At 35.5% G+C, this 19,987-nt stretch carries 13 protein-coding genes and 1 tRNA gene; 12 read left to right on the top strand and 2 right to left on the bottom strand.

Translation table 11 applies throughout. From position 1 onward, the window contains the following. The first annotated feature begins 11 nt into the window (after positions 1 to 11). The 8 genes from PHO71_RS07135 to PHO71_RS07100 all read left to right on the top strand — a co-directional run bounded on the left by PHO71_RS07135 (position 12) and on the right by PHO71_RS07100 (position 8,229). Positions 12 to 1,088, top strand: a complete 1,077-nt coding sequence (locus PHO71_RS07135; RefSeq protein ID WP_300200968.1) for a BatD family protein — start codon at positions 12 to 14, stop codon at positions 1,086 to 1,088. 51 nt (positions 1,089 to 1,139) lie between these two features. Continuing rightward, complete coding sequence (locus PHO71_RS07130; protein ID WP_300200966.1) at positions 1,140 to 2,123, top strand: VWA domain-containing protein; 984 nt, start codon at positions 1,140 to 1,142, stop codon at positions 2,121 to 2,123. Between the two features lie 47 nt (positions 2,124 to 2,170). After that, entirely contained in the window at positions 2,171 to 3,202 is a 1,032-nt protein-coding gene (locus PHO71_RS07125; RefSeq protein ID WP_300200963.1) for a VWA domain-containing protein, read from the top strand. An 8-nt stretch (positions 3,203 to 3,210) separates the two neighbouring features. Further along, positions 3,211 to 3,927, top strand: a complete 717-nt coding sequence (locus tag PHO71_RS07120) for a tetratricopeptide repeat protein (RefSeq protein ID WP_300200961.1) — start codon at positions 3,211 to 3,213, stop codon at positions 3,925 to 3,927. A gap of 31 nt (positions 3,928 to 3,958) precedes the next feature. Further along, positions 3,959 to 5,770, top strand: a complete 1,812-nt coding sequence (locus PHO71_RS07115) for a BatD family protein (protein WP_300200959.1) — start codon at positions 3,959 to 3,961, stop codon at positions 5,768 to 5,770. 18 nt (positions 5,771 to 5,788) lie between these two features. Next, a complete protein-coding gene (locus PHO71_RS07110; RefSeq protein WP_300200956.1) occupies positions 5,789 to 6,616 on the top strand; it encodes a tetratricopeptide repeat protein in 828 nt (275 codons plus the stop codon). A 127-nt stretch (positions 6,617 to 6,743) separates the two neighbouring features. After that, positions 6,744 to 7,034 (top strand): DNA-binding protein, encoded by a 291-nt coding sequence (locus tag PHO71_RS07105; protein WP_300200954.1) that lies wholly within the window; start codon positions 6,744 to 6,746, stop codon positions 7,032 to 7,034. 76 nt (positions 7,035 to 7,110) lie between these two features. Further along, positions 7,111 to 8,229 (top strand): universal stress protein, encoded by a 1,119-nt coding sequence (locus tag PHO71_RS07100; RefSeq protein ID WP_300200952.1) that lies wholly within the window; start codon positions 7,111 to 7,113, stop codon positions 8,227 to 8,229. Between the two features lie 181 nt (positions 8,230 to 8,410). On the opposite strand, the gene PHO71_RS07095 is transcribed toward PHO71_RS07100, so the two are convergent. Next, positions 8,411 to 9,628 (bottom strand): tetratricopeptide repeat protein, encoded by a 1,218-nt coding sequence (locus PHO71_RS07095; protein WP_300200951.1) that lies wholly within the window; start codon positions 9,626 to 9,628, stop codon positions 8,411 to 8,413. 32 nt (positions 9,629 to 9,660) lie between these two features. After that, complete coding sequence (gene gyrA, locus PHO71_RS07090; protein WP_300200950.1) at positions 9,661 to 12,231, bottom strand: DNA gyrase subunit A; 2,571 nt, start codon at positions 12,229 to 12,231, stop codon at positions 9,661 to 9,663. Positions 12,232 to 12,640: 409 nt separating this feature from the next. Here gyrA and PHO71_RS07085 point away from each other — a divergent pair, with 409 nt between their 5' ends. From PHO71_RS07085 to PHO71_RS07070, 4 genes are all read left to right on the top strand, one after another. Then, positions 12,641 to 15,172 carry an ATP-dependent Clp protease ATP-binding subunit gene (locus tag PHO71_RS07085; protein WP_300200949.1) on the top strand — a complete coding sequence of 844 codons (2,532 nt, stop codon included), beginning with the start codon at positions 12,641 to 12,643 and terminating at the stop codon, positions 15,170 to 15,172. A gap of 139 nt (positions 15,173 to 15,311) precedes the next feature. Next, positions 15,312 to 17,357, top strand: coding sequence for a molecular chaperone HtpG (gene htpG / locus PHO71_RS07080; RefSeq protein WP_300200947.1), 2,046 nt, complete (start codon positions 15,312 to 15,314; stop codon positions 17,355 to 17,357). Positions 17,358 to 17,530: 173 nt separating this feature from the next. Further along, on the top strand, positions 17,531 to 19,834 hold the full coding sequence (locus PHO71_RS07075) for a patatin-like phospholipase family protein (RefSeq protein WP_300200945.1): 2,304 nt from the start codon (positions 17,531 to 17,533) through the stop codon (positions 19,832 to 19,834). A gap of 79 nt (positions 19,835 to 19,913) precedes the next feature. Continuing rightward, a tRNA-Arg gene (locus PHO71_RS07070) sits at positions 19,914 to 19,987 on the top strand.

Here is a 19,987-nt window from a genome sequence, read left to right as displayed (position 1 = left end):
GGAATCAAACGATGAATAGAAATTTTATTCTGATAGCATTATTATGTCTGCTATGTATTGGTAGAGCGACTGCACAATCTGTTACGGTGGAAGCAAAAATCGATTCGTTACAGATATGGATTGGTGAACAGGCGAAATTGCAATTACAAGTAGCTATGGATGTCAAACAGCGTGCTGTTTTTCCGGCTTATACGGATACTATAGTACCAGGGATCGAAATTGTAGAAATAACTAAACCGGATACTCAATTCTTGAATGACCGCCAACGTATGTTGATCACTCAGGAATATACTATCACGTCTTTTGACTCAGCTTTGTATTATATTCCACCAATACCAGTTACAGTGGATGGTAAAGTTTATAAATCAAAGGCTTTGGCATTAAAAGTTTATTCGATGCCGGTGGATACTCTTCATCCGGATCAATTCTTTGGTCAGAAGGCTGTAATGAAAGCACCTTTCGCATGGGAGGATTGGTATGGTTTGATCGCTTGCTCATTTCTAACACTTCCTTTGCTCGGTTTATTGATTTATTTTATTATCCGTATTCGTGATAATAAACCTATTATCCGAAAGGTTAAGGTTGAACCTAAGTTGCCACCACATCAAGCTGCTTTACAGGAGATAGAGCGTATTAAGAATGAGAAAGTTTGGCAGAAAGGACAACCGAAGGAGTATTATACGGAACTAACAGATGCAATTCGTTCTTATATTAGAGATCGTTTTGGATTCAATGCTCTTGAAATGACATCCTCTGAGATTATAGACAAGTTGCTGGAAATCAAAGATAAGGAAGCTATTTCTGACTTGAAGTATCTTTTCCTGACTGCCGATTTGGTAAAATTCGCCAAGCATGATCCGTTGATGAACGAAAACGACGTTAATTTGATTAATGCTATTGACTTTATCAATGAGACTAAGCAACCGGAAGAAGAGAATCTGAAACCGCAACCTACGGAAATTACGATCATTGAAAAGCGTTCTTTACGTGCGAAAGTATTGCTTATTTGCGGAATTGTATTATTGTCGGCCGCAATAATAGGTACCTTTGTATACATAGGTTTACAGCTTTATGAGCTTTTTGCATAAAAGAATACGTAGCTTGAATACTAAATAGTAAACTGTTAAAATATAAATAAAATGGTTTTTGCCAATATTGAATATTTGTTTTTGCTGTTATTACTTATACCTTATATAGTATGGTATATCTTGAAGCGAAAGAAAAGTGAAGCAACTCTTCAAATTTCAGATGCCAGAGTATATGCTCATACTCCAAAAAGTTATAAGAATTATTTGCTGCATGCTCCATTTCTCCTGCGCATCATTGCTTTGGTGTTGGTTATTTTGGTACTTGCACGTCCGCAAACTACTAATAAATGGCAAAATAGCGAGATAGAGGGAATTGATATAATGTTAGCTATTGATGTGTCTACCAGTATGTTGGCTGAAGATTTGAAGCCTAATAGATTGGAGGCGGCCAAAGATGTAGCAGCAGAATTTATTAATGGTCGTCCGAATGATAATATCGGTATTACTTTGTTTGCAGGCGAGACTTTTACCCAATGCCCGCTAACGGTAGATCATGCTGTATTGCTCGATATGATTCATAATATAAAATGTGGTCTCATCGAGGATGGAACAGCTGTAGGTATGGGAATCGCAAATGCTGTTACTCGTCTGAAAGATAGTAAAGCCAAATCTAAAGTTATTATTCTATTGACAGATGGTACTAATAATAAAGGAGATATTTCACCTTTAACAGCTGCTGAAATAGCTAAAAGTTTTGGTATTCGTATTTATACTATCGGTGTAGGTACAAATGGTACAGCTCCTTATCCATATCCGATTGGAAATACAGTACAATATGTCAGTATGCCGGTAGAAATTGATGAAAAGACATTAACGCAGATTGCCGGAACTACAGAGGGTAACTATTTCCGTGCTACGAGTAACTCGAAACTGAAAGAAGTATATGAAGAAATTGATAAATTGGAAAAAACAAAATTGAATGTGAAGGAATATAGTAAACGTGATGAAGAATATCAATGGTTTGCACTGGCTGCTTTTCTTTGCATATTGTTGGAAGTTCTGTTGCGTAATTCCATACTCAAGAGAATTCCATAAATTTAGTTTTACCAATTCTAATCTATAAATCGTAAAATAATAATAAGATGTTTCGATTTGAAGAACCTGCATATTTATATTTATTGCTGTTATTGCCGTTTATAGCAGCTTTCTACTTGTATTCCAATTATAGGAGACGGAGGAATATCCGGCGATTTGGAGATCCGGTATTGTTGGCTCAACTGATGCCTGATGTATCTAAATATCGTCCGGACATTAAGTTCTGGATTCTTTTCGCTGCTATCGGCTTATTCTCTGTGTTATTGGCTCGTCCTCAATTTGGTTCTAAATTAGAGACGGTAAAACGCAAAGGAGTAGAGGTTATCATTGCTTTAGATATTTCTAATTCTATGTTGGCACAAGATGTACAACCAAGTCGTTTGGAGAAAGCAAAGCGGTTAATTTCCAGACTTGTAGATGAATTGGATAATGATAAAGTCGGTATGATTGTATTTGCAGGAGATGCTTTTACTCAATTACCGATTACCAGTGACTATATTTCTGCAAAAATGTTTTTGGAATCTATTAGTCCTTCATTGATTTCGAAACAAGGCACAGCTATTGGTGAAGCGATCAATTTGGCTGCACGTAGTTTTACTCCTCAAGAGGGAGTCGGACGTGCCATTATTGTTATTACGGATGGTGAAAACCATGAGGGTGGAGCCGTAGAAGCTGCTGAAGCCGCTGCCGAAAAGGGTATTCAGGTAAATGTTCTTGGAATAGGTATGCCGGAAGGTGCTCCAATTCCTGAAATAGGAACTAATGACTATCGTCGCGACCAGGAAGGTAATGTTATTGTTACGCGTTTGAATGAAGCGATGTGCCAGGAAATAGCAAAAGATGGAAAGGGAATTTATGTAAGAGTAGATAATTCTAATTCAGCTCAGAAAGCTATTAATCAGGAGATAAACAAGATGGCTAAATCTGACGTAGAATCAAAGGTATATACAGAATTCAATGAGCAATTTCAAGCAATAGCCTGGATTATATTATTATTGCTATTAGCCGAAATATTAATTCTGGATCGTAAAAACCCATTATTCAAGAACGTTCATCTATTCTCTAATAATAAGAAATAGTTATGCGTATGTTAAAAAATAAATATATTATATTCACTGTTTTTCTGTCGTTAGCAGCTGGTGCTTCGGCTCAAAAAGCGGAACGTGATTATATCCGTAAAGGAAACCGTCTGTTTAATGATAGTGTATTTGTAGATGCAGAGGTAAATTACCGGAAGGCTTTAGAAGTAAATCCTAAATCTACGGTGTCTATGTATAATTTAGGTAATACACTTTCGCAGCAACAAAAGTTTCAAGATGCAATGGAGCAATATGCTACTGCCAGTAATATTGAAAAAGATAAAATGAAGTTAGCCCAAATTTATCATAATATGGGGGTACTTCTTCAATCTGGTAAAGATTATGCTAAAGCTGTTGAAGCATACAAAATGTCACTGCGTAACAATCCTACGGATAATGAGACACGTTATAATTTGGCGCTTGCACAAAAGATGCTGAAAGATCAACAACAAGATCAAAATAAGGATCAGGACCAGAAGAAAGATCAACAGCAGAAACAAGACCAAAAACAAGATCAGAATAAAGATAAACAAAACGACCAGAAGCAGGATGATAAAAAGGATCAGCAACAACCCCCTAAATCAGATAAAAAAGATAATCAGATGTCGAAGGAGAATGCTGAACAATTGCTGAATTCTGTAATGCAGGATGAGAAAGATGTGCAAGATAAAGTAAAGAAACAGCAGAAAGTCCTTCAAGGAGGTCGTTTAGAGAAAGATTGGTAATATAAAGTTGATGATATAAATTTCATAAGCAATGAGAAAACTGATAGTTATATTGATAGCATTGATTGCATACAGCTCTCAGGTATTGGCAGATAAAGTGACCTTCACTGCTTCTGCTCCTGACGCAGTGGTTGTAGGTGATCAATTTAAATTGACTTTTACTGTAACTACACAAGACGTATCGGATTTTCGGGCGCCCACTATTAAAGGGTTTGATGTTTTGATGGGTCCGAGTAGTTCCAAACAGAGTAGTACGCAAATTATCAATGGGAATGTCACGTCTTCAAGAAGTTTTGTATTCACATATATATTGATGGCAACTACTCCTGGTGAATATACTATTTCCGGTGCTTCAATTGTAGCCGATGGAAATCAGATGGTATCTAACTCTGTAAAAGTTAAAGTTTTGCCTCAAGATCAAGATGGAAGTAGCGGGCAAAATGGTGGTGGAGCTTCTAGTAAAAGTGTGTCTAATAAGGATTTGTTTGTTAAAGTAATAGCTAGTAAAACAACGGTATATGAGCAGGAAGCATTTGTCCTGACTTATAAGATATATACCAGGGAAACTAATCTACACTTGAGTAATGCTAAACTACCTGATTTCAAGGGTTTCCATTCGCAGGAAATTGAGATGACAGGAGAGTCCAGATGGACGCAAGAACATGAAGATGGACGTAATTATTTCACCACAGTGTATCGCCAGTTCGTACTATTTCCACAACAGTCGGGCAAATTATTCATAGATCCTGCTCAATTCCAGATGACGGTTAGAAAAGCTGTACAGTCAGATGACCCATTTGATGCCTTTTTTAATGGTGGAAGCAATGTTGTGGACATAAATAAAACTATTGCTACTCCTAAGATTGCAATTAATGTCAATCCTCTTCCAGAAGGTAAACCGACTGGCTTTTCAGGTGGAGTAGGAGAGTTTACTATTTCTTCTTCAATTAATAGTAAAGAGCTGAAAACAAATGATGCAATTACTGTAAAAATAGTGATTTCCGGTACTGGAAATCTTAAACTGATATCTGAACCGAAAATCAAATTCCCAGAAGATTTCGAAGTGTATGATCCTAAAGTAGATAATCAGGTCAGATTGACTCGTGAAGGACTTACAGGTAATAAAATCATTGAATATCTGGCAATTCCAAGACATGCTGGAACCTATAAAATTCCTGGTGTGACATTTAGCTATTTCGATATCCGTTCCAAATCGTATAAGACTCTGAATACGGAAGAATATGTAGTTAATGTAGAAAAAGGTGCGGGAAACGCAGATCAGGTAATTGCAAACTTTACTAATAAGGAAGATCTGAAAGTATTGGGAGAAGATATACGGTATATCAAGCAAAATGAAGTAACTATTGAACCAAAAGGAAGTTTCTTCTATGGTACTATGGCTTATTGGCTGTTTTATATCATTCCTGCTTTGGGTTTTATAATTTTCATCATCGTATATCGTAAGCAAGCTAGTGAAAATGCAAATGTTGCTAAGATGCGTACAAAAAAGGCTAACAAGGTAGCAACAAGACGTATGAAACTAGCAGGTAAATTGCTTTCAGAGAATAAGAAAGATGCTTTTTACGATGAGGTATTGAAAACTTTGTGGGGATATATTAGTGACAAACTAAATATTCCGGTTTCTCGTTTATCTAAAGATAATATCGAAGAAAAACTAAGAAATCATGGAGTAAATGAGGAACTAATCAAGGAATTTCTGAATGCCTTGAATGAGTGTGAATTTGCACGCTTTGCTCCTGGAGATGAGAACCAAGCGATGGATAAGGTATATTCATCTTCAGTAGAAGTGATAAGCAAAATGGAAAATTCAATAAAACATTAATCCAAAAGAATTTGTGTCATGAAAAAAATATTGTTTTTCACATTATTGTCAATATCAATAGCTTGTTTTGGGCAAGATTCGCTATTTACTGATTCTGTACAGACAGTTGAAATTGATTCTATTCATTCTAGTGCCTTTTCCAACGCTCAAGTAGGGGATGTAACCAAAGCTGAAGGAGATTCAGCCTATATAAAGAATAATTATGCACTATCTACTCTAATTTATGAGCATTTATTAAAAAATGGAGAATCGGCTGAAGTTTATTATAATTTAGGAAATAGCTACTATAAAATCGGTGAAATAGCTAAAGCTGTATTAAATTACGAACGTGCTTTACTCTTGCAACCGGGAAATAGTGATATCCGTGCTAATCTTGAAATAGCACGTGCTAAAACAGTAGATAAGGTAGAAGCAACTCCGGAAATCTTTTTTGTTTCATGGACAAAAGCACTAATCAACAGTAGGAGTGTAGATGCATGGGCTGCATGGGGAATTGCTTCTTTTATTCTTTTAATTATTGCTCTTTATTTCTTTATCTTTTCCAAAGAGATTTTATGGAAGAAAACTGGTTTTATTTCAGGAATTGTCTTTTTAATCATTACTATATGCTCAAATCTTTTTGCTTCTGAACTCAAGGAGCGGTTAGTAAATAGAGATGATGCAATTGTGATGAATCCTAGTGTTACAGTTCGTAGCACTCCAAGTGAAGGTGGAACGAGCCTTTTCATTCTCCATGAAGGACGAAAAGTAAGTATCAAAGATAATTCCATGAAAGAATGGAAAGAAATACGATTAGAAGATGGTAAAGTAGGTTGGGTACCGACTAATGCTATTGAGGTGATCTAAAAACGTTAATAGATTTTATCAATTCAAGAAAAAAAGATAAGCAAATAATTTGTTTTATCTTTTTTTTTGCTTAAGTTTATAGCGTGATAAATTAGTCACATAGTATTAACCATTAAATTTACGAGACATGAGAACAATAACATTTAATGAACTTCGTAAGATTAAAGATTCATTGCCTAGCGGTAGCATGCATAGAATAGCAGATGAACTTGGTTTGCACGTGGACACAGTGCGGAACTTTTTCGGAGGTCATAATTTTAAGGAAGGAAAAAGTGTCGGAATACATCTTGAGCCTGGTCCTGATGGTGGGCTTGTAATGTTAGATGATACTATCGTTCTTGATCGGGCTTTAAAAATTCTAGACGAAATGAATATAAGTATGCAAAAAGAGGAAGCTACCGAATATGTGCAAGTTTAAAATATAACAGTATGATCCCAATTGTGTCACAACAATTGGGATTTATTTTTTGTTCACCTTATAAAATGTATCATTTATGGAAGATAAATTAGTAACTTTAGCCATTCTGACTTATACTAAAGCTCAGATATTAAAAAATGTCCTTGAAAATGAAGGTATAGAAACATACATTCATAATGTGAACCAAATTCAGCCAGTTGTATCTTCAGGCGTGCGTCTAAGGATTAAAGAGAGTGATTTGCCACGTGCGTTAAAAATAACGGAAAGCTCTACATGGCTAGCTGAAAGTATAGTGGGAGAGAAGGATCCGAAAGTAGCAAAGAAATCAAATAAAATATTGATTCCTGTCGATTTTTCAGATTATTCAATGAAAGCGTGTGAATTGGCATTTAATTTGGCGGATGCCGAGAATTCAGAAGTCATACTTTTGCACGTTTATTTTACTCCTATATATGTATCTTCATTGCCATATGGTGATGTATTTAATTATCAGATTGGAGATGAAGAATCTGTAAAGATAATTATTCAAAAAGTACATTCTGATCTAAATGCACTATCTGATAAAATTAAGAAGAAGATTGAATCTGGTGAGTTTCCAAAAATTAAATATACTTGTATATTGAGGGAAGGTATTCCAGAGGAAGAAATCTTAAGATATGCCAAAGACCAGCATCCTAAAGTTATTATAATGGGGACAAGAGGTAAGAATCAAAAAGATATTGATCTTATTGGTAGTGTTACTGCTGAAGTTATTGAACGGAGCCACACATCAGTATTGGCAATTCCTGAAAATACATCATTCAAACAGTTCAATGAAGTTAAACGAATAGCATTCTTAACTAACTTTGAGCAAAGGGATTTGATAGCTTTTGAATCATTTTTCACTGCTTGGAAATCATTTCATTTTTCAGTATCTTTGATACATTTAGCGGAATCAAAGGATACATGGAATGAAATAAAACTTGCTGGTATAAAAGAATATTTTCATAAACAATATCCCAAACTTGAGATACATTATGATGTTGTTATGAATGATAATTTATTAAAAGGACTTGACCAATATATAAAAGATAATCAAATAGATATAATAACATTGACATCTTATAAGAGAAATATATTTGCTCGATTATTTAATCCGGGCATTGCTCGAAAGATGATATTCCATTCTGATACTCCATTGCTTGTGATCAAATGATTATGTAAGCTAATAAAGGGTATTTATTTTTGAGGAATAATCACTATTATGTTTAATACAACTTCAATAATTACATCTGCAAATTTTCATTGAAAGGTATTCTGAACTTGCATAAGGTAATAAAAAAAGCCTACCATTTTTAGGTAGGCTTTATAATCATAAAGGATGTTTCAATGAATCATTATTTATTCATCAATTTATCGATTTCTTCAAATTCAGGTCCCATATTTAAATTGTAATAAACACGATAAAGACCCTGCATCCACAAATCCTTTTGATCAGGTTTCAAAGCTCTGGCTTTTTCATAGAAAGGTTTAGCATCTTCATATATTTTTTTTACAATAGCTTGATCTTGAGCATATTTAGGATCATTGATGTCAGTGGTAGCTTTATCGGCATATGCTTGAGCTTTCATCAAATATGCCAATCCAATATTAGAATATGCTTCTACATATTCAGGATCAATAGCAATAGCTTTCTTGTAGAATTCGATAGCATTATCATAATCTTTCATATTATGATAAAGATATGCTTTGACATACAAATACATTTTGTTATTAGCATCTGTAGATAACATCCTATCTGCAAATTCCATTGCTTTTGAAGGTTGGTTAGCATTATTATAATAATCAACCAGATTAGCAAAGAAATAATCATTTCCAGGGAATTTCATAATACCCTGTTCCAATGATTTAACCCATGCAGCCGTATCACCTTTAGTTTTATATGCATCTGACAACAATTGCATTGCAAATTTACCATTATCCGGTTCATCTATAGCAATAGGACCATATTTAATAATTGCATCCTTATCACCTATTCTATCAGCAGCTAACGTAGCATAATATGCTACCAGTGATAAAGCGGTATCTTTCTTTGCTATTTCTTGATCAGCCAACATTGGGTAAGATGCTGATTCTATATATGTTGCAAAGAATTTTAATGCTTCTTTATTTTGTTCCTTATTAAATACAAATACACCTCCATTGATCAAGTTAGGACGCTCTTTTATCAAACTAGCAGCATTGGCCTTTCTGTATTTATTTTTGATTTTACCTTTTTCATCAGGTATTTGTGCTAATTCGTCACATTTAGCAAAATATTCAAACATATTCAAAACGCTATTGTATGTCCTTAATGTATCAAAAGGTTTACCTATGATGGCACTTTTTGTCTCTAGCTCATTAATACTCTTCTGGATATTTCCAGCAATGTCCCACGTTTCAGCAAGATCCTTCGTTTCAGGATTCTTCATTGCTTCATTGATTAGCTGTTCGGCTTTTTTTAAATCGGGGTTTACATCAGTTGCTGCTCTTTTCGCTTCTTTCACGCTCTTCATTTGAGCAAATGAGAAGCTGACAGTCATTAATAAAACCATTGAGAATAATACTCTTTTCATAATTGTTTTTGGATTAATTATTAATACTATGTCTATTCTTCTATTTCGTTGATATTTTCGTTATCATTTCCATCTGTATCTTCAACGGAATTATCTATATTTGAATCACTAACAATAATTCCTTCAGCTTCTTCTGCTGGTATTTCGTCTTCAAGACTTTCTGTCATCACTTTACATACCGAACCTATCTGATCGTTACGTTTTTCAAGATTAATCAAACGGACACCTTGAGTAGCACGACCCATAATACGGAAATCTGCTACTTTCAAGCGAATCGTGATACCGGATTTATTGATAATCATCAAATCATTTTCATCTGTTACTGACTTAATGGTCACCAATTTACCTGTCTTTTCAGTAATGTTCATCGTCTTGACACCTTTACCGCCACGATTAGTCTTACGATAATCTTCAATCTCAGAACGTTTACCATATCCTTGTTCGGAAACAACCAATACAGTTTCTGTTTCCAAATCCTTGATGCAAATCATTCCGACTACTTCATCCTGATCATCGTTGTCCAAAGTAATACCACGTACACCTGTTGCTGTACGTCCCATTACACGAACTGCAGCTTCGTGAAAACGAATAGCGCGTCCATTGCGATTAGCTATGATAATTTCATTATTACCATTCGTCATACGAACTTCAATAACGCTATCATCTTCGCGGATTGTGATGGCATTCACACCATTCTGCCGAGGACGGGAATATTGTTCAAGCAATGTTTTTTTGATTACTCCCTTTTTTGTACAGAACAATACATAATGACTATTAATGAATTCTTGGTCTTCCAGATTCTTCACGCGCAAATATGCTGTTACATTATCGTCTGAATCTATGTTTAATAAGTTTTGAATAGCACGTCCTTTAGAATTCTTAGTACCTTCAGGTATTTCATAAACTTTCAGCCAATAACACTTACCTTTTTGAGTAAAGAACATCATTGTATTGTGCATAGTAGCTGGATAGATATGTTCAACAAAGTCTTCATCACGAGTCTCTGTTCCCTTAGAGCCTACTCCACCACGATTTTGTGCACGGAATTCTGTTAATGGTGTACGCTTAATATATCCTAAATGCGAAATTGTGATAATCATCTGATCATCAGCGTAGAAGTCTTCCGGGTTAAACTCTTCTGAAGAATATACGATTTCAGAACGACGTCCGTCACCATATTTAGCTCTAACTTCCAACAATTCATCTTTCATTACTTTACGACATACTTCATCATCGGCCAAAATACTTTCCAAGTATGTAATCTGCTTCATTATTTCTTCATATTCTGCATGAAGTTGATCTTGTAACAAACCTGTTAGCTGGCGCAAACGCATTTCTACGATTGCACGTGACTGTATTTCTGTCAGGTTGAAGCGTTCAATCAACCCTGTAATTGCATCATTAGGAGTTTTGGCAGCACGAATAATACGAATTACTTCGTCAATATTATCAGATGCAATGATTAAACCTTCGAGGATATGAGCGCGTTCTTTTGCTTTACGAAGATCAAACTGTGTACGACGAATAACGACTTCATGCCTATGCTCTACAAAATACTTAATCAAATCTCTAAGATTCAATATCTTAGGGCGTCCATTAACCAAAGCAACGTTATTAACGCCGAAAGAAGTCTGTAAAGCAGTCATTTTATACAGCTTGTTCAACACAACACTTGCGTTGGCATCACGTTTTACATCAATCACAATACGCATACCTTCACGGTCAGATTCATCGTTGGCATTTGAGATGCCTTCAATTTTCTTATCATTTACAAGGTCAGCAATATATTTGATCAATTCCGCCTTATTAACATTATAAGGGATTTCTGTTACTACAATCTTGTCATGCGTTTGTCCCGACTCAATTTCAGCCTTTGCACGCATAACTACACGACCTCGACCTGTAAGATATGCTTCACGTACTCCGCTTACACCATATATATAACCACCTGTTGGGAAATCCGGAGCTTTAACGTAATTCATCAGGTCTTCAACTGTGATTTCTGGATTGTCAATGTAGGCATCGCACGCGTCAATAACTTCCGAAATATTATGGGGAGGCATATTGGTAGCCATACCTACAGCGATACCAGATGCACCATTTACCAAAAGATTAGGAATACGAGTCGGCATAACCTTTGGTTCAACCAATGTGTTATCAAAGTTAGGTTCGAAATCAACAGTTTCCTTATACAAGTCGTCCATCATTGCTTCACCTAACTTATTAAGACGAGCTTCTGTATAACGCATAGCAGCAGGGCTATCACCGTCTACAGAACCAAAGTTTCCTTGCCCATCTACTAAAGGATAACGCATAGCCCACTCCTGCGCCATACGTACCATTGCAAAATAAACGGAAGAGTCTCCATGCGGGTGGTACTTACCCAATACCTCGCCCACGATTCTGGCTGATTTCTTATAAGGTTTGTCTGAAGTATTACCTAATTCCATCATTCCGTATAAAATTCTACGGTGAACTGGCTTAAATCCATCTCTAACATCCGGAAGGGCACGTGAAACAATGACCGACATGGAGTAGTCAATGTATGATGACTTCATTTCCTCCTCGATGTTAATCTTTATAATTCTGTCTTGTTCAAGCATTTAAAATGATTATTAATTATACATTCTTTGGTCCATGAAAAACCACGCTAAAGTACTACTTTTCCTTGATATACGAAAGTTTTTATGTTACTTTTATTTGTTTCCAACTGACATCTTTATGTTTTCTCTTTAACCTTTCTAACTTCTCATCTAGATTGGCCCTTAATATAACTAATAAACTTTAATACTTGAGAATAAAAAGAGAAAAAAAATAAATGAACGCTGAAAAACCTCCTATCAACAGCGAAAATTGGCAATAATTTGTTATACCTTATATATAATAGCATATATACATGGTTTTATGGCATACCATTTGTAGATATAAGAAATAAAGTGAATATGCGACACAAACTTGATTAAATACGTATATTTGCGAGTGAATAACCCCTTAGAAGAAAAAGGAAGAAGTATGAATAATCAATTCTCACAAAGAGTTTCCGACATTATCGTCTATAGTAAAGAAGAAGCTAATCGGTTGAGAAGTAGGTATATAGGCCCTGAGCACCTGCTTCTGGGAATGCTTCGCGACGGTGAAGGAAAAGCTATCGAAATATTGTCAAAACTCAATGCCAATTTAGTTGCCCTAAAGCAACAGATTGAAGCTCAGCTGAAGGCGGAAGCTGATGATATGTTACTGCCAGATGCAGAGGTGCCGTTGTCAAATGATGCGGCAAAGATATTAAAAATGTGTATTTTAGAAGCCCGAAGTATGAAAAGTAACATAGCTGATACAGAACATGTTTTGCTGGCAATATTAAGAGAAAAGAATAATATGGCAGCAAATGTACTTGAAGCGAATAATGTAAACTACGCGAAAGTACTGGAACAGGCAACATTGCAGCCGGACATCAATTCTGGAATGGGTTTTCCAGAAGATGATGATGACGAAGAAGATATTTCTTCTTCCCGTTCTGGTGGCAGAGGTAATGCTGATGACCGTCAGCAACAGGCACAAACAGCTTCTAAAAAGCCTTCTAATGATACACCTGTACTCGATAATTTCGGGACGGATATGACAAAAGCGGCAGAAGAAGGTAGATTGGATCCTGTAGTTGGTAGAGAGAGAGAAATTGAACGTCTGGCACAGATTTTAAGTCGGCGTAAAAAAAACAATCCGATTCTTATAGGAGAACCAGGTGTAGGTAAGTCAGCAATTGTAGAAGGACTTGCTTTGAGAATCATTCAGAAGAAAGTTTCCCGTATTCTATTTGATAAGCGAGTTGTAGCTCTTGACATGACTGCTGTAGTAGCAGGGACGAAATATCGTGGACAATTTGAAGAACGAATTCGTTCCATTCTCAACGAGTTACAAAGGAATCCAAATGTGATTTTGTTTATTGACGAAATACACACTATTGTGGGTGCAGGTTCTGCAGCAGGTTCTATGGATGCAGCAAATATGTTGAAACCTGCATTGGCAAGAGGTGAAATACAATGTATTGGTGCCACTACCCTTGATGAATATCGGAAGAATATTGAAAAAGATGGTGCATTGGAACGTCGTTTCCAGAAAGTTATGGTAGAACCGACTACAGCTGAAGAAACTCTTCAGATTTTACGTAATATTAAGGATAAATATGAAGATCACCATAATGTGTATTACACCGATGATGCATTGGAAGCTTGTGTCAAGCTGACGGATCGTTACATTACGGATCGTAATTTTCCAGATAAAGCCATTGATGCTTTGGATGAAGCGGGTTCACGTGTACATTTAACCAATGTTAATGTTCCAAAAGAAATTGAGGATCAGGAGAAATTGATCGAAGAAGCTAAAAATAAGAAAAACGAAGCTGTAAAATCACAGAACTTTGAACTTGCTGCTAGCTTCCGGGATAAGGAGAAAGAACTTGCTCTTCAGTTGGATGAGATGAAAAAAGATTGGGAAGCTAGTTTGAAAGAGAATAGACAAACTGTTGATGCTGAAGAAATTGCAAATGTTATTTCAATGATGTCTGGTATCCCTGTTCAGCGTATGGCGCAGGCGGAAGGAATTAAACTGGCAGGAATGAAGGAAGATTTGGAATCGAAAGTTATTGCACAGAATATGGCTATTGAGAAATTAGTTAAAGCTATTTTGCGTAGCCGTGTAGGGCTAAAAGATCCCAATAAACCAATCGGAACTTTCATGTTCTTAGGTCCGACTGGTGTTGGTAAGACGCATCTTGCAAAAGAATTGGCTAAATATATGTTTGGTTCTTCTGATGCGCTGATCCGTATCGATATGAGTGAATACATGGAGAAATTCACTGTTTCACGTTTAGTTGGAGCTCCTCCGGGATATGTGGGGTATGAAGAAGGTGGACAACTGACAGAAAAAGTGCGTCGCAAACCTTATTCTATTATATTGCTCGATGAAATAGAAAAAGCACATCCTGATGTATTTAATATCTTATTGCAAGTAATGGACGAAGGTCGTTTGACTGACAGTTATGGCAGAATGGTAGACTTTAAGAATACAGTTATTATCATGACTTCTAATATCGGAACACGCCAGTTAAAAGAGTTTGGTCGTGGTGTCGGATTTGCTACGCAGAGCCGTCTGGATGATAGAGAATTCTCGCGAAGTGTAATTCAGAAAGCTTTAAATAAATCATTCGCGCCTGAATTTCTGAATCGTGTCGATGAAATCATTACTTTTGATCAGCTTTCTTTAGAAGCGATCACAAAGATCATTGATATAGAACTGAAAGGGCTTTATAATCGAATAGAATCGATTGGTTATAAACTAGTTATTGAGGATAAAGCAAAAGAGTTTATCGCTAGTAAAGGATATGATGTTCAGTATGGAGCTCGCCCGTTGAAACGGGCAATTCAAACTTATTTGGAAGATGGACTATCTGAATTAATCATTTCTTCTGCTCTGAAAGAAGGAGATACCATTCAGGTTTCCCTCAATGAAGAAAAGGGTGAATTGGAAATGAAGACTATTGCTTGTTGATTGAACATTAGCTAAGGAAAATGTTTTTTAATATGCCAGAATGTCAGACCTTCGAGTCTGGCATTTTTTTTGTCTTTCTCTGAACAAATATTCATAAGTATTAATTATTAATAGATAAACTAATAAAATATACATCATTATGCAAAAAGGTAATATTGGGGTTACAACAGAGAACATTTTCCCTATCATTAAAAAGTTTTTGTACAGCGATCACGAAATCTTTCTTCGCGAATTAGTATCTAATGCAGTAGATGCCACTCAAAAGTTAAATACACTTGCTTCTATTGGCGAATTTCAAGGTGAACTGGGAGATTTAACCATTCATGTTGAATTGGGAAAAGACACCATTACTATATCTGATCATGGAATTGGTCTGACAGCAGAAGAAATTGAAAAGTATATTAATCAGATTGCCTTTTCAGGTGCTAATGACTTTCTGGAGAAATATAAAAATGATGCAAATGCTATCATCGGTCACTTCGGACTAGGTTTTTATTCGGCATTCATGGTTGCTAAAAAAGTTGAAATCATTACTAAATCATATCGGGACGGTGTTCAAGCTATAAAATGGACTTGCGATGGTAGTCCTGAATTTACAATCGAAGAAATAGATAAAGCAGAACGTGGTTCAGATATCATCCTTTATATCGATGATGATTGCAAGGAATTTCTCGAAGAAGCACGTATTGAAGGCCTTTTGAAAAAATATTGTAGCTTTCTTCCTGTTCCTATTGCGTTCGGGAAAAAGAAAGAATGGAACGATGGTAAGCAAGTAGAAACCTCTGAAGACAATATTATTAACGATACTACTCCTTTATGGACAATGAAACCCAGTGAATTGTCCGATGAAGATTATAAATCGTTCTACCGTAAGTTATATCCGATGTCCGACGAGCCTCTTTTCTGGATACATTTGAATGTAGATTATCCGTTCCATCTGACAGGTATTCTCTATTTCCCGAAAGTAAAAAGCAACATTGAACTTAATAAAAATAAGATTCAGTTATACTGCAATCAGGTTTATGTAACAGATTCTGTAGAAGGTATTGTACCCGACTTCCTAACTTTATTGCATGGAGTTATAGACTCTCCCGATATTCCGTTGAATGTTTCCCGTTCCTATCTGCAAAGTGATTCGAATGTGAAGAAGATTTCAACTTATATAACGAAGAAAGTATCCGACCGTTTACAATCAATCTTTAAGAATGATCGTAAGCAGTTTGAAGAAAAGTGGAATGATTTGAAAATATTCATCAATTATGGTATGCTGACTCAGGAAGAATTCTATGATAAAGCACAGAAATTTTCCCTTTTCACCGATACAGATAACAAACATTACACATTTGAAGAGTATCAAACTCTTATTAAAGATAATCAAACAGATAAGGATGGAAATTTGATCTATCTGTATGCTAATAATAAGGATGAGCAATATAGTTATATTGAAGCTGCTATCAATAAAGGATATAATGTTCTGCTTTTCGATGGACAACTGGATGTTGCTATGATAAGTATGCTCGAACAGAAGTTTGAGAAATCACATTTTACTCGTGTAGACGGTGATGTAATTGATAATCTTATTACCAAAGAAGATAAGAAAGGCGAGATATTAGAGACTGCTAAACAAGATGCTATTACTACTGCTTTCAAGAGTCAATTACCTAAAATGGATAAGGTTGAATTCAACGTCATGACACAGGCATTGGGTGAAAACTCTGCTCCGGTTTTGATTACTCAAAGTGAATATATGCGTCGTATGAAAGAAATGGCAAACATTCAAGCTGGAATGAGTTTTTATGGCGAGATGCCAGATATGTTCAATCTGATTTTAAATTCAGATCATAAGCTTGTTAAAGAGGTGCTTAATGAAGAAGAAACTGCTTGCCATAACGAAGTAGCTCCTATACAGGCGGAAATGGACAGCGTGAATAAACGTCGTAATGAGTTGAGAGATAGTCAGAAAGGAAAGAAAGATGAAGATATCCCAACTACTGAAAAAGATGAATTGAACGATTTGGATAAACAATTGGAAGACCTGAAAAGCAAGAAAGATGCTATTTTTACAAGATATGCTGGTAGCAATAGAGTGATTCGTCAGCTTATTGATTTGGCTTTATTGCAGAATAATATGCTGAAAGGTGAAGCATTGAACAATTTTGTAAAACGTAGTATTGAACTAATTTAATTTCGCCCTTTTATTTATCAACATAAACTCAAGAAAGAGCATTCAACCCAAATTGCGTTGTAATGCTCTTTTTTTCATTCTAAAAAACGAATAAAAAAATATCGATTAATTGGAAAGTATTATATATATTTGAAGACTTAATGAAAAAAGACTTCAATTGTTTAATCTGGATTATGAGAAAATTTCTTTTAGTGTTCATTACTTTATGGGTATTCATACCGACTATCTATGCCCAGAAGGTGGGACTCGTATTAAGTGGTGGTGGTGCTAAAGGATTGACGCACATAGGTATTATACGTGCCCTAGAAGAAAATAATATTCCTATCGATTATATTACAGGTACTTCTATGGGGGCTATTGTCGGTTCTCTATATGCAATGGGATATTCTCCTGATGATATGATCGAGTTACTTAAGTCGGAAGAATTTAAACGTTGGTATTCAGGACAAATAGAAGAAAAATATGTATATCACTTCAAAAAAAATCTTCCTACTCCCGAATTTTTTAATATTCGTTTCTCATTTAAAGATTCATTAAAGAACTTGAAACCGCAGTTTTTGCCTACTAGTGTGGTAAATCCCATACAGATGAATCTCGTCTTTGTAGATTTATTTGCACGTGCTACTGCAGCATGTGGAGGAGATTTTGACAAGCTGTTTGTTCCTTTCCGTTGTGTTGCTTCAGATGTATACAATAAAAAACAGTTAATCATGCGAGAAGGTGATTTGGGTGATGCTGTACGTGCATCTATGAGCTTTCCTTTCATGTTTAAGCCTATTGAAATAGATAACGTGTTGGCTTATGACGGAGGAATCTATAATAATTTCCCAACTGATGTCATGCGAGATGATTTTCACCCAGATATTATTATTGGAAGTGTTGTGTCCACTAATCCCACCAAACCAAAGGAAAACGATCTAATGAGTCAGATAGAAAATATGGTTATGCAAAAAACGGACTATTCTATACCTGATTCTATGGGAATTCTTATGAATTTCAATTATGATAATGTCAGTTTGATGGACTTTCAGCGTATAGATGAATTGCATGATATAGGTTACAACCGGACGATTAGTCTGATGGATTCCATTAAGAGTCGTATTTATCGGAGAGTCAATAAAGATAATATACGTTTGCGTAGGATGGTATATCGCAGCAACTTTCCAGAACTTCGTTTTAAAAATATTATAATTGATGGAGCCAATGTACAGCAACAAGTATACATCAAAAAAGAATTTCACCGTTCAGATAAAAAGGAATTTACCTATGAAGATTTAAAACAAGGTTATTTTCGACTTCTTTCGGATAATATGATTTCTGAAATCATTCCTCATGCTGTTTATAACCCTGAAGATGACACCTATGATTTGCATTTAAAAGTAAAAGCAGAAAATAGTTTTGCAGTTAGACTGGGTGGTAATATATCGACCTCCAATTCGAACCAGATTTATCTGGGACTCGGTTATCAAGACTTGAATTATTACGCTAAAGAGTTTCTTTTTGATGGACAACTGGGAAAAGTGTACAATAATGCACAATTTATGGCAAAAATAAACTTTTCTACAGTTATTCCGACTTCATATCGCTTTATTGCATCTATCAGTACATTCGATTATTTTAAAAAAGAAAAGTTATTTTCAAAAGATGACAAACCGGCATTTAACCAAAAGGATGAGCGTTTTTTGAAGCTTCAGGTAGGACTCCCATTCCTTTCCAGCAAAAGGGCTGAATTTGGATTTGGAATTGCTAAAATAGAAGATAAATATTTTCAAAAAAATGTCATTGATTTTGGAAAAGATAAATTTGATAAGAGTAATTATGATTTGTTAGGTGGTTCTATTAGTTTTAATGGAAGTACTTTAGATTCACGGCAATATCCTACAAGTGGATATAATGAAGCTCTTATAGCACAAATTTTCGTTGGAAAAGAACGATTCTATCCAGGCGAAGGAACTGCAACTGGAAATAAGAATAGCAAAGAACATCATTCGTGGCTACAACTATCATATATGAAAGAAAAATACCATACAATGAGTGAACACTGGACATTAGGTTGGTATTTGAAAGCTTTATATGCATCTAAGAATTTCTCTGAAAACTATACTGCGACTATGATGCAAGCTGGTGAATTTTCACCAACATTGTATAGCAAATTGACCTATAATGAGGCATTCCGCGCCAACCAATTTGTAGGAGCCGGTATTCGTCCAATTTACAGATTGAACCAAATGTTTCATCTTAGAGGCGAATTTTATGGTTTTATGCCAATATATCCAATCGAGAGGAACTCTTTAAACAAAGCATATTATGGAAAAGCTTTTTTTAAATTTGAATATTTAGGAGAAATATCTGTTGTATGTCAATTACCTTTTGGAGACATCTCCGCATATGTAAATCATTATAGCTCACCGAAAAGGGAGTGGAATGTCGGGATAAGCATCGGCTGGCAACTGTTTAATTACCGATTCATCGAATAATTTTTATCAAAAAAAGTGCGTGGAAAACTTGCTAGTTCGGGAAAAGTACGTATCTTTGCACCCGTTAAAACGAAACAACGGTCGCGTAGCTCAACTGAATAGAGTAGCTGACTACGGATCAGCCGGTTACAGGTTTGAATCCTGTCGCGATCA

This window comes from Bacteroides sp. (assembly GCF_028690125.1).
Taxonomy (GTDB): domain Bacteria; phylum Bacteroidota; class Bacteroidia; order Bacteroidales; family Bacteroidaceae; genus Bacteroides.
Note: the sequence above shows the minus strand (reverse complement) of the source record. Positions and strands in the feature narration are given on the sequence as shown.